This is a genomic window from Bradyrhizobium canariense (assembly GCF_900105125.1).
Classification (GTDB): Bacteria; Pseudomonadota; Alphaproteobacteria; order Rhizobiales; family Xanthobacteraceae; genus Bradyrhizobium; species Bradyrhizobium canariense_A.
The window spans coordinates 3,347,367-3,358,934 of record NZ_LT629750.1 but is presented as its reverse complement, the minus strand read 5'-3'; the positions used below and the strand labels follow the sequence as shown (position 1 = coordinate 3,358,934).

9 protein-coding genes are annotated in these 11,568 nt (G+C 59.2%); 6 read left to right on the top strand and 3 right to left on the bottom strand.

Features of this window, described 5'->3' with window-relative positions; genetic code table 11:
* The first annotated feature begins 3 nt into the window (after nt 1-3).
* The 3 genes from BLV09_RS16070 (at nt 4) to BLV09_RS38810 (ending at nt 4,688) form a co-directional block, all read left to right on the top strand.
* Nucleotides 4-1,971, top strand: coding sequence for a conjugal transfer protein TraG (locus BLV09_RS16070; protein WP_146688031.1), 1,968 nt, complete (start codon nt 4-6; stop codon nt 1,969-1,971).
* 10 nt (nt 1,972-1,981) lie between these two features.
* Nucleotides 1,982-2,431: a CopG family transcriptional regulator gene (locus BLV09_RS16065; protein WP_100383453.1), complete on the top strand. Its 450-nt coding sequence runs from the start codon at nt 1,982-1,984 to the stop codon at nt 2,429-2,431.
* Between the two features lie 178 nt (nt 2,432-2,609).
* The gene (locus BLV09_RS38810; protein ID WP_433994400.1) at nt 2,610-4,688 is read left to right on the top strand and encodes an MFS transporter; all 2,079 of its coding nucleotides are present in this window, start codon (nt 2,610-2,612) and stop codon (nt 4,686-4,688) included.
* Between the two features lie 379 nt (nt 4,689-5,067).
* Here BLV09_RS38810 and BLV09_RS16055 read toward each other — a convergent pair whose 3' ends face one another.
* Entirely contained in the window at nt 5,068-5,811 is a 744-nt protein-coding gene (locus BLV09_RS16055; protein WP_244549113.1) for an aspartate dehydrogenase, read from the bottom strand.
* 17 nt (nt 5,812-5,828) lie between these two features.
* A complete protein-coding gene (locus BLV09_RS16050; RefSeq protein WP_146688030.1) occupies nt 5,829-7,088 on the bottom strand; it encodes a flavin-dependent oxidoreductase in 1,260 nt (419 codons plus the stop codon).
* Nucleotides 7,089-7,373: 285 nt separating this feature from the next.
* On the opposite strand from BLV09_RS16050, the gene BLV09_RS16045 reads away from it, so the two are divergent.
* Nucleotides 7,374-8,240: a LysR family transcriptional regulator gene (locus tag BLV09_RS16045; RefSeq protein ID WP_146688029.1), complete on the top strand. Its 867-nt coding sequence runs from the start codon at nt 7,374-7,376 to the stop codon at nt 8,238-8,240.
* Between the two features lie 64 nt (nt 8,241-8,304).
* On the opposite strand, the gene BLV09_RS16040 is transcribed toward BLV09_RS16045, so the two are convergent.
* A complete protein-coding gene (locus BLV09_RS16040; RefSeq protein ID WP_167558754.1) occupies nt 8,305-9,120 on the bottom strand; it encodes an alpha/beta fold hydrolase in 816 nt (271 codons plus the stop codon).
* Between the two features lie 333 nt (nt 9,121-9,453).
* Here BLV09_RS16040 and BLV09_RS16035 point away from each other — a divergent pair, with 333 nt between their 5' ends.
* Together BLV09_RS16035 and BLV09_RS16030 are read left to right on the top strand one after the other, a co-directional pair.
* Nucleotides 9,454-10,644, top strand: coding sequence for an ABC transporter substrate-binding protein (locus tag BLV09_RS16035; RefSeq protein WP_146688027.1), 1,191 nt, complete (start codon nt 9,454-9,456; stop codon nt 10,642-10,644).
* 50 nt (nt 10,645-10,694) lie between these two features.
* Complete coding sequence (locus BLV09_RS16030; RefSeq protein ID WP_197685051.1) at nt 10,695-11,567, top strand: branched-chain amino acid ABC transporter permease; 873 nt, start codon at nt 10,695-10,697, stop codon at nt 11,565-11,567.
* Nucleotide 11,568: the final 1 nt, after the last annotated feature.

The following is an 11,568-nucleotide window of genomic DNA, read 5'->3' as shown; positions in this document are numbered from 1 at the left end:
TCCATGTCCGCAACCAAAATCCTCTGGGGGCAGCTGTTCTTCGTCTCAATCGTGGTGCTCGCGTTCCTTTGGGGCGCGACGGAGTGGACGGCTTGGCGTCTCGCCTTCCAACCGCAGCTCGGGCCCGCCTGGTTCATGGTTGGACTCTGGCCGGTGTATCAACCACTTGCTTTCTTCATCTGGTGGTTTCAGTTCGACGCCTACGCGCCGAAGATATTTGTCGAGGGCGCCTGCATCGCGGCGAGCGGCGGGTTTGCCGCTATCGGCATTGCTATCATGCTGTCGGTGTGGCGGGCGAAGGAAGCCCAGCAGGTGACAACGTACGGCTCGGCGCGCTGGGCCGATACACGGGAGGTCCGGCGCGCCGGGCTTCTCGGCGCCGAGGGAGTGGTCCTCGGCCGCTTTGATGGCCGCTATATCAGGCACGACGGTCCCGAGCATGTCCTTTGCTTTGCCCCGACCCGTTCGGGCAAGGGCGTCGGTCTTGTCATTCCGACCCTACTCACCTGGCCGAGTTCCACGATCGTCCATGACATCAAGGGCGAGAACTTCAAGTTGACCTCCGGTTGGCGCGCCCGATTTGGACCTGTACTCCTGTTCGACCCGACCAATCAGGCGAGCGCGGCCTACAATCCGCTCCTCGAAATCCGCAAGGGTGACTGCGAGGTACGCGACGCCCAAAATATCGCCGACATCCTCGTCGATCCCGAAGGCGCGCTCGAACGCCGAAATCATTGGGAGAAGACCAGTCACTCCTTGCTTGTTGGCACGATTCTGCATGTCCTCTACGCGGAAGCCGACAAGACGCTCGCCGGCGTCGCGAACTTCCTGTCCGATCCTTCTCATCCGATCGAGGCAACGCTGAATGCGATGTTGGCGACCCCGCATCTCGGTGAGCGCGTTCATCCCGTCGTGGCATCAGCGGCACGCGAGCTCCTCAACAAGAGCGAAAATGAGCGCTCAGGTGTTTTATCGACCACGATGAGTTTCTTGGGACTCTACCGCGATCCTGTCGTCGCTAAGGTCACTGGCCGAAGTGATTGGCGCATCCGCGATCTCGTAGACGGACCGCGGCCCATTTCGCTCTACCTTGTGGTGCCACCTTCCGACATCGCCCGCACAAAACCCTTGATGCGGCTCGTGCTCAACCAGATTGGACGGCGGTTGACCGAGAGTCTGGATACCGACCGACGACGGCAAAAACTCCTTCTGATGCTCGATGAGTTTGCAGCGTTCGGCCGTCTCGACTTCTTCGAAAGCCAGCTCGCCTTCATGGCCGGCTATGGCATCCGTGGCTTTCTGATCACCCAAAGCCTGAACCAGCTCGATCGCGCTTATGGGCCGAACCACGCTATTCTCGATAATTGCCATATCCGGATCGCTTTCTCCACCAATGACGAGCGCACGGCCAAGCGCGTATCGGACGCGCTGGGCACCGCGACCGAAATGCGCGCGATGAAGAACTATGCTGGACACCGCCTGAGTCCCTGGCTCGGACACCTGATGGTCAGCCGTCAGGAGACATCGCGCCCGCTGCTCACGCCCGGAGAAGTCATGCAGCTCTCGCCCAACGAGGCGATTGTGATGGTTTCGGGGGTCCACCCGGTCCGCGCCCGCAAGGTTCGGTACTACGAGGATCCGCAATTCCAGCACCGGATCAAGCCTCCGCACGCGGGTCCGGTCAGCCTGGTCGCCGAGCCCGACGATTGGTCGGGCCGTACGCCGATTGCACCCTTAGCGGACGCGGCACTGAAGCGCAGGGACCGTGACCCGAATGGCGGCATTCGCCGCGAGCCGGAGTTGCCGCAACATGAGGAAGTCGTGATCAAGGCGCCGCTTATCGACAACGAGTTTGATCCTGGTCTTGATGAGGGCGACACCGATGCCCTGCAGGCGAGCAGCCTGAGCCGCTCGATGCCGGGCCTTGCTCGTTCTGTCACCCTCGATCCGGACGATAAAATGGGTCTTTGACCGGAGCGATATGAAAAAGGCTCAGCTCAGCATCTACCTTGATCCTGAGACTTTCCGGAGCCTTGAGGCGTTCGCAAAGCGTCAGGGCAAGCCCAAGTCGCTGGTCGCCGAGGCTGCGATCGCCTCGTTCCTGTCTCCCGATGATTCCGATCGGCGGGAGGCCGCGATCGCCAAGCGGCTGGACCGGATAGTGCGTGTGCTCGAACGGCTCGAACGTAATGACGGCGTCACGCTAGAGACGATCGCGCTGTTCATCCGCTTCTGGTTGACGTCAACACCGGCATTGCCAGAGCATTCGAGCCCCGCGGCGCGCGCCAAGGGCGCTGAACGCTACGATCGTTTTGTCGAAGCTTTGGGGCGGCGGCTGTCCAGCGGGTCTACGATCCTGAAAGAAGTCAGCATCGAATCGAATGACGCTGGCAACACCGCGCGGTTCAAAGATGAATCCGGCTCTGCTTGAGCAATGTGCCATTTCTTTCTTTTCCTACGCCATGACACGCTCGCCATCTTCGGTCCGTTGAAGCAATCCCGATGCTGCCCTTTCTGTCACTCCTATCAGATTCAATCACCTAATCGATCGTACTGCGAACGTTGTGGCGGCGATTGGCGTGTCCTTGGAGAGCGGGGAATACCAGAACATGCAGCTCAACGCCGAAATCGCTGTGGAGCCCAGCCAAACCGAAACTGTTGTATCTCCGCGAAAGCGCAAGTCGCGGGCGGTCCGCAAAGTGACTGTCCGGCTTACCGAGGAGGTCTGCGAGCGGCTTCAGGTCGCGGCCGAACGTCCGGGCGTCGGCAAGAGCATGATCGTGGATGCCGCGCTTGAACGTTTCCTGAGTCCACGTGCGCCTGTCGAAGACCTTGTAGAGCAGCATTTTGATGATCTCCATGCGAGATTTGACGTTCTTGAACGCGATATGCGGATGATCGCCGAGACCGTCGCGCTACACGCCCGATACCACCTCGCGGTCATGCCAGCCCTTCCGCAATCACGGCAGCAAGAGGCATGCCTCCTCGGCGACGAGCGCTTCAAGGTCTTGGCAGAACAGGTTGATCAGCGCGTTCGGCAGCGCCGCTCCCTTATGCAGGAGACAATCGAGCGGCTCAATTCAGCAGATGGACCGAGGCCGGCAACATGCGAGGACACACCACGTGATCCGAAGCGAGGGCAAAACGATCAGAAATCTACCTTCGAAGGCGTCGATTTCCAGGACGTATCGTCTGCTGCCGCCGGGGAGGGCGGCAGCGAGTCGCACTTTCGACAACGCTCGAATGCCTTCAGCCGGCTTGACGTCGCCGGAAGTAAAGATCCGAATCCGCGGCTAGCCCGGCCTTATTCCGATCCAAAATTGACACAAGAGCCAGCTGCATCGCAGAACCAACTGCCTTCAAAATGGCGCCTCTGCTTCTCCATTTTCCTGCCCTTTGCTGCCGGCTACTTTCTTTCGTTCCTCTTTCGCACGATCAATGCCTCGATTTCCCCGTCGCTGGTATCCGATTTTGGGCTCAATGCCGCTGAAACCGGGCTGCTCGCCTCGGTCTATTTCCTTGTCTTTGCGGGCGCCCAGCTTCCGATAGGCGTGCTGCTGGATCGGTATGGCCCGCGTCGAGTCCATAGCGTGTTGCTGGTTATCGCGGTCGGCGGCGCAACGCTATTTGGCAACGCGGAGAGTTTCGCCGAGCTTCTTCTCGGTCGAGCCATGATAGGACTTGGTGTTGCGGCCGCATTGATGGCCGGGTTGAAGGCGATCGTCATCTGGTTTCCGAAGGAGCGTATCGCACTCGTCAACGGCTGCATGATCATGCTGGGATCACTCGGCGCCGTCACCGCTACCGCGCCAACAGATTGGGTGCTGGATCTTATCGGCTGGCGGAATCTGTTCGAAGTTCTGACCGTCGCGACGCTTGCAACGGCCGGACTGATTTATCTTGTCGTGCCCGAACGCGACACGAGTCCCAACAGCTCCGCAATATCCGGAAAACAGCTAACCTTGCGTTCTATCTTTTCGGATCCGCGTTTCCTGAGAATTGCACCGCTTTCAGCGACCTGCATCGGATCGTCTTGGGCGTTGCAGTCATTATGGGCGGCATCCTGGCTGGCAGATGTAGAAGGATTTGATCGGCAGAGCCTGATCGACCAACTCTTCATCATGGCCGTTGGAATCAGCCTTGGAGCATTGCTGCTGGGGACCACGGCTGATCGGCTACGCAAACGAGGCATAGCGACCGAGGTCCTATTAGCAGCAGTAGGCGGGTTATTCATCTTGGCCGAACTTACCCTGGTTTTGCGCGTGCCGCTGCCATCCATCATGCCCTGGTCTGTCGTATCGGTCGTGGGCGCGGCTACCGTGCTGAGTTACGCCATCATAGCGGATTACTTTCCTCTGGAAATTGCCGCAAGTGCCAACGGTGCACTGAACCTCGTGCACTTTGGTTGGGCATTCGTTGTTCAATACGGGATTGGGCTGGTCGTCGGACAGTGGGCGCCTCAGGACGGTCATTATCCGGTCGCCGCCTATCAGGCCGCATTCGGTCTCAGCCTCGCGCTTCAGGTGGCCGCGCTCGTGTGGTTTGCGATCCCTTGGTTTCGGACCTTCGGTGAATACCTCTTCGGTTCGTTCGCGCGGCGACCTGCAGAACGTTACAGCCAAGCTGGGTTTGTCAGCGTGCCGGTCGAAGTACCTATTTTGGAGGCGTACGAGCGAATGGAATGGTAATCCAAGACCCGTAGATTCATTGGCGCCTATAAATACCAAGCAGCGGGGAGGTTTCAGAGTTCCTTCTGGAGTTAAACGGCTTTCGTCTGGCGGCTCGACGTAAAACGGCAAGTTCACGTCAAAAGCGACTGGCGCGTCCGAAACTTTATCTACGACGGGGGATGTCGGCGATTGGCAAGAAGCTGACACGCTGAGCGCACTATCGAATGTCTACTGTTAGGACCGAAGCAGAAGCGGCCGATTTGCCTTTGGACCCATTGTAGTCCAAACAACTACCGTGGACCTGCCGAGATCGCAAAATACTCGATCTCGTCGGTTATTAAATGATCAATGTCGCGACGCGTTTCTCGATCAGCCGCACCAGGCTGAGCGCCGTCAGTTACGACGATTTTGGATTGGTCGCCAGGGGCCGGTTCTGAAGTGCGATTTCCATCTGTCCGAACGCTCCGTGTGCCGTGATCCTGTGGCCGTTCATGTCAGCGGCAGGATCTGCGACCATTTCGACGCGGGTGCGATCGAGGCCAATACCGGCCAAGGAGGTGACGACGGTTGCGTTGGCATTTTGTGGGTAACACGCGGCCGCTTCACGCGCGCTTCCGGAAAAGGAGACCGTGGCATTTGCGAGGCCGTCGAGGTCGAGCACCTGTTCGGCCAGTGTCGCTTTCCAGGCTCGCGGCGGCTTGACGATCTGGTGAAGCACGTCGTCGAGTCCGAGGACCGCCGTGCTGGCGAGCGCATCGATGCCACCAATTGCGCCGGAAGGCACTTCGATCTTGCTCTGATGGCGCTCGACGAGTTCCGTGAGCCAGACCAGCATTCCGTCATCGGCGAACGCGCTGGTGGATGCGAAGATCGCCGCGGGGGCTGCGGCGAGCGCTGCCGGCGCCCACTGCGCAATGGCAGCGCGGCCGGCGGCCTCGATCACGAGATCAGGCTTGAGCGCAATGAGTTCCTCGGGCGACGAGAGAAACGAAGCACCGAAAGGCGGCATGGCGCGCGCTTCAGGCGTTCTGATCGCGATGCCGACGATCTTGACTGGCGTCTGGCGCCCCGTCAGAATCTCGCCGACCCGCGCGTTGATGGCTCCCCAGCCAATGAAAGCCAGCCGCAAGGGCGAGCGCAAGACGATCGCGCCTTCCACTAGAGGCCCGGCCGCACGGAGGTCACGTCGGTGAGCGTAAAGCCAGCCACGCGCTTGTAATTCTCGGACAGGGTTCGCAGCTCATCCTGTGTGATGTAGTCGTCGAGGTTCTGGAAAGGACGGTCGCCGACCAGTTCCTCGACCTTGGTGTTGATGAAATCAGGCGGAAATTGCCGGTTGGTACGCACCACATTGGCAGCTGCGGTGACGCGCGCCGCTTCATAAGCTTTTAGAGCCGACCGCGCGTCAGAATGACGCTGCAGGGCGTCGGCAAGTGTGCGCGCGTCGATCAGCGACTGCGCCGCGCCGTTTGAGCCGCGCGGGTACATCGGATGCGCGGCATCGCCAGCGAGCGTGATACGGTCGAACGTCCATGTCTCGATGGGGTCCTTGTCGACCATCGGATATTCCAAGATCTGCTCGGACTCACGGATCATCTGTGCGACGTCGAGCCAGTCGAAATTCCAATTCTTATAGACCGGCAGGAAATCGGCCAGATTGCCCGGCTTGTTCCAATCGTTCAGCGTGAAAGTGTCGCGATGGATATCGGCCATCCAATTGATGAGCTGATTGCCCTCGCCGTCGATATTGTCGATAATCGGGTAGATCACGATCTTGCCCGTGCGAATCGAGCCGATCCGCATATAGGTGTGGCCGCCGAGGATCGGCTTGCGTCGGGTTACGCCGCGCCAGCTGTTGATGCCAGCAAACGCGAGCTTCTCATCCGGATAATACCGTTTACGGATTGCCGAATTGATGCCATCACATGCGATCACCACTTCCGCGCGCACGTCCTCGAGCTGACGGCCGGTCGACGTTTCCTTAAAGGAGACCGTGACGCCCTGCTCGTCCTGCACGACACCGGCGCATTCGTGGTTCGTGCGGACCGCATCATGCCCGAGCCGGTCGCGCACGGCGTTGGCGAGGATTAGGTGCAGCCGACCCCGATGGATGCCCACTTCGGGAACATCGTAGCCCGCGAATTTGCCCCGCGGCTCCTTGTAGATAAGTTGTCCGAACCGATTGAAGAAGCAACTCTCCCGGTTTTCGATGCCGGCGGCCAGCAACTCGTCGCCCAAGCCCAATGCGGTCAATTCCCGCATCGCGTGTGGTAGCAATGTAATGCCAACGCCGAGCGGCTTGATCTCCGGCACCCGTTCGAAGACGCGGCATCGGATGCCACGGCGATGGAGATTGAGAGCAAGCGCAAGACCGCAGATTCCCCCGCCGACGATTGCAACCTTTGAGTTTTGATTCATGTCATTCAGCCCCTTAGAGAATTCTCAAAACCAGCAACCGCGTCGTGCGCAGTTCGTTACGAACGGCGCTCTTTTCTCGATGCCGCCTGTCCCCCGAGAGGCGGCGCGTAGCGGTTGATCGACCCAGATGGCTCGGGAGCGCGCCAATCCTCGCGGTATCGCGGCCGCTGACCGGGTTACGCACGGCTCGCTTCCGTCCTGCGATCGTATATGAGACAGTGACGCACGGCGCTGCGACGCAGGCCGGCTAGTCACTGGAGAGGACGACGAAAGGTCGGGTTGCGGATGGCGTCGGAACTCGAGGTTTTCATCCTGGTGGCCGAGAGCGGAGGTTTCGCCGGCGCGGCTCGCCGCCTGCGGCTGACGCCGTCTGCGATCAGTCGGCGGGTCGCCTTGCTTGAAGACCGACTTGGCGTGCAGTTGCTCTCCAGAACCACGCGGAAGGTCGAACTGACAGCCGCTGGCGAAGCCTATTTTCAGCGGATCAAGCCGCTGTTGTCCGCGATCGCGGTCGCGGCCGACGATCTGGGGCAGTTCTCGCCGATCCCGGTTGGCCAGCTTGTAATAAGCGCTCCCGCGGCGCTGTTGGAGAGAAAGCTGGTCGGCTTCGTGGCAGAATACCTGCAGGCCAATCCGCAGATGCGCATCGAGCTGATTCCGTCCGAGCTTGGCTCGAACGTCGATTACGATTTCACGGTGCAGTCGCTCGCATCCTCGGACAAGAACAAGGCTTCGATCAAACTCGCGCCCAATCCCTGGACCGTCTGCGCGGCTCCTAGCTATATCGAACGACATGGAAACCCCGATCATCCGCGAGACCTGCAATCGCATAATTGTCTGATCATCGGGACCCATCCTCATTGGCAGTTCATTGTTGACGATAAAGAGCTCAACGTCGTTCCGCCGGCCCGATTCATCAGCTTCGGCAGCGCGGTCTATCGAGCCGCGATCGACGGCTTCGGGATCGCGCGGCTCGCCGCATTCCTGGTCAACGACGACCTCAAGTCCGGGCGTCTGGTGAAGCTGCTCGGCCAGTATTCCGATACGCGAGAGCGCGACCTGTATCTGATCGCGGATGCGGATAAGATTGCCTTGGCCAAGTATGTGGGCTTCGCCGAGTTTATAAAGACGAAGTTTGCCGGCGGATTTTGATAGAGACTTGTCGGTCGGCACCTCATTCAGTTCGAGTTTTCTCGAAAGCGGATGGCTTCCGCAATCATATTGCGGATTGGTGTTTCTTGTTCGCGCTGTGGCGCGGCAACCCAAGACTGCTGAGAAACTCAGCGAGCAAACCGTTGTAGTCGCTGCTGCGCGTTTCCGGCAGGAAGTGGCCGCCTTGATCCAGGACAATGTATTTGGAATGGGCGATCCGCTGCGCCACTTCTTCCGACATGTATTGCGGAACTAGGGTGTCGTCGCGTGCGGCGACCACCAACGTCGGAACCTTGATCCGGTCAATGACCGGGTTCAAGTCTGCATGCAGGACGGCGTTAATGCGCGAGATGTTGATGTCGACGTCGACGTCACCGCCATTTTCGAAAGCAGCATCGTGAGTCTCTGCGTAATGGGGAGGGTAGCGAAAAAATATACCGGCCTTGTGGAACAGGTCCGTGGCACCGAGCTCCAGCAGAGATCGCCTGAACTCGAACACGCGACGGAAATAATTGCCTGGCGTGCACCAGGTCGAGGAGAGCAGCATCCCGGAGATCCGTTCAGGGGTGCGGACAGCCAATGTCTGCGCGATCGCGCCCCCTGTAGAGTGGCCGACGAGGACGGCCGCGTCGATCTTCGCGGCATCCATGACGATTTGCACGTCGTCGGTCATTTGATCGAGTGAGTATTCCTGCTGGCTGCGTGCACTGGCGCCCGCGCCGCGTTGGTCGATCACGATGACCCTGAAGCGCGACTTGAAGAACTCGATCTGACCGCGCCAGAATGAGCCGACGCCACCGAAGCCGGGGATGAAGAAGATCGGATGACCTTCTCCAAGATCTTCGTAGAACAGTTCGTTGCTCGAACCCGCATAAGGCATTCTGCTTCCCATCTTGTCGCATGCGTCGATCTGGAGGCGAGGGGTAATACAAGTTCGGCTGTGCGATAAGCGTCAAAAAAGTCATCAATTTTCGTGACCGGACTGATCGTAACCGGCAATAAAACTGAATTGAGCATGCCGTAAGCGAAATGCATCCCGATTGAGCGATAAAAGCCTACGAACGTGGCAGTTTGGTTAGTCCGACAATGAATTTTTTGCATTCATCTTCGTGAGTTTTTTCTAGGTTGCGCGCGTTGGTTCGGTTCTCAATAGTTTTCTCGCAGCGCTGATGATTCAGGTGAAGCGCGGAAGTAGGCCTTAGGAGTTCTGCCGATGCGTTTTCGTTTGTCTGCACTGATGAGTGCTGCGGCGTATATCGCTGTTGTGTCGTTCGGGGCTCCCAAGGATGCTGCCGCGGAAGATGTGGTGAAGGTCGGTTTGATCGCACCGCTGTCTGGTCCGTTTGCGGCGCTTGGTGACAGCATTGATCGTGGCGCGCGACTTTATGAAAAGATCCATGGCAAGGAAGTGCCCGCGGTTCAGGTGATCCGCCGTGACGACGCCGGTGTACCGGACAATACGCGCCGAATTGCACAAGAGCTAATCGTGCGCGATGGCGTCAAGGTGCTCACCGGTATCGCGCTGTCCCCGCAAGGCTTTGCGCTGGCTAAGATCGCCACCGAAGCCAAGGTCCCGGTTGCGTTGATGAACGCAACTACGTCGAGCCTGACAAGGTCGTCACCGTATTTCGTGCGCTTTTCCTATACGCAATGGCAGACGGCATATCCGATGGGAGTATGGGCCGCCAAGCACGGCATCAAGGTCTCGGCCAGTCTGGTCGCCGATTATGCGGCCGGCACTGATTCTGAGGCAGCCTTCAAGAAAGGGTTCGAAGAAAATGGCGGCAAGGTCGTGAGCGCGGTCCGCGCTCCGATGGTCACAACGGACTACCTCCCCTTCATGGAACGCCTCAAGTCGGAGAAGCCCGAAGCAGTGTTCATCTTCGTCAATAACGGGCGCATGCCGGCCGTTGCGAAGGCGTTCAACGATGCCGGGTTGCGAGAGGCGGGCGTCAAGCTCATCGGTCCTGGTGACAACGCGCTGGACGACGAACTCCCGAACATGCCCCCGGACGTAGTTGGTTTCATTAGCGCCGCGACCTATGCGGCCGCCAGCAAGAACGACGGCAACGTCGATTTCGTGAAGGCATGGAAGGCCGAGTACGGCGAGGATGCGCTGCCGAACGTCACGGCGGTATCCGGATGGGACACGATGTCGGCGATCTACGCAGCAGTCAAGGAAGTCGGTCCGCACGCGGATGGCCCTGCCATGCTCAAGTCGCTCTCCAATTGGAAGGGCACGAGCAGTCCGCGTGGCGACGTGTCGATCGATCCGCAGAGCCGGGATATCGTGCAGCCAATCAAGATGAACAAGGTCGAGATCGTGAACGGAAGGCCGGGCAATGTGACCTTTGAGGAGGATCCGCCCCAGAAGGATCCCTGGAAAACGTTTAACCCGGAGTGACAAGCAACCGATGCGAGAACTGATCATCTTGGCTGAAAGCGAACGCAAACGTGTCTGACATCGTGCTCAGCATTCTCTTTACGGGAACGGCCTATGCGATGGTCCTCTATATCATCTCGGTCGGCCTCTCGATCACCATGGGCTTGCTGGGAATCGCCAATCTCGCGCATGGCGCCTTCGCGATGGCCGGAGGCTACCTGCTGATCACGCTTCTCCACCGGTCCGCGATTCCATTCGGACCGGCCGTCATCTTGTCGGCGGCACTGGTCGCGGCAGTCAGCGTCGTGCTCGAGCGGCTGCTCTATGCGAGGGTCTACAAGTCCGGCGAGTTCGACCAGGTGCTGTTGAGCATGGGCCTCATCTTCGTGTCTTCCGCTGTCGCGCAATATCTCTACGGCCCGATTCCCCAGACCGTGGCAATTCCGGCGGCTCTTAGCGGCCAGATCGATTTGGGACTGCGAACCTTCCCCATGTACCGGATCGTCCTAATCGTGACAGGCGTTGCGATTTTCGTCGCATTACTGGTCGTGATCGAACGGACCAATACCGGTATGCGTATTCGTGCGACAGTCGACAACCGCGCGATGGCTGAAGCCGTCGGTATCGATACGAGAACGTTGTTCTCGGTCGTCTTCGCCGTGGGGAGCGCGTTGGCTGCGGTCGGCGGCGGCCTCGGAGGTGACATGATCGCGATCTCGCCGGGCTACCCTCTCGAGAATCTCGCCTATTTCCTGATCGTTGTATCGATCGGTGGGCTCGGTACCGTGACTGGTCCGTTCGTCGCTGCGCTGCTGCTCGGCATCGGTGACAGTGCGTGCAAGATCCTCGCGCCCGAGTTCGGCGCCTTCTTTATCTATCTCGCCTTGTTTGGCTTCCTGCTTTGGCGTCCCGGTGGTTTGCTTAACCGCGTTGAGGTCTACTGAT

Excerpts from the sequence above, each read along its gene's own strand:
- BLV09_RS16045 (WP_146688029.1), top strand. The coding sequence starts at position 7,374 with ATGGCGTCGGAACTCGAGGTTTTCATCCTGGTGGCCGAGAGCGGAGGT.
- BLV09_RS16050 (WP_146688030.1), bottom strand. The coding sequence starts at position 7,088 with ATGAATCAAAACTCAAAGGTTGCAATCGTCGGCGGGGGAATCTGCGGT.
- BLV09_RS16070 (WP_146688031.1), top strand. The coding sequence starts at position 4 with ATGTCCGCAACCAAAATCCTCTGGGGGCAGCTGTTCTTCGTCTCAATC.
- BLV09_RS16035 (WP_146688027.1), top strand. The coding sequence starts at position 9,454 with ATGCGTTTTCGTTTGTCTGCACTGATGAGTGCTGCGGCGTATATCGCT.
- BLV09_RS38810 (WP_433994400.1), top strand. The coding sequence starts at position 2,610 with ATGCAGCTCAACGCCGAAATCGCTGTGGAGCCCAGCCAAACCGAAACT.
- BLV09_RS16065 (WP_100383453.1), top strand. The coding sequence starts at position 1,982 with ATGAAAAAGGCTCAGCTCAGCATCTACCTTGATCCTGAGACTTTCCGG.
- BLV09_RS16040 (WP_167558754.1), bottom strand. The coding sequence starts at position 9,120 with ATGCCTTATGCGGGTTCGAGCAACGAACTGTTCTACGAAGATCTTGGA.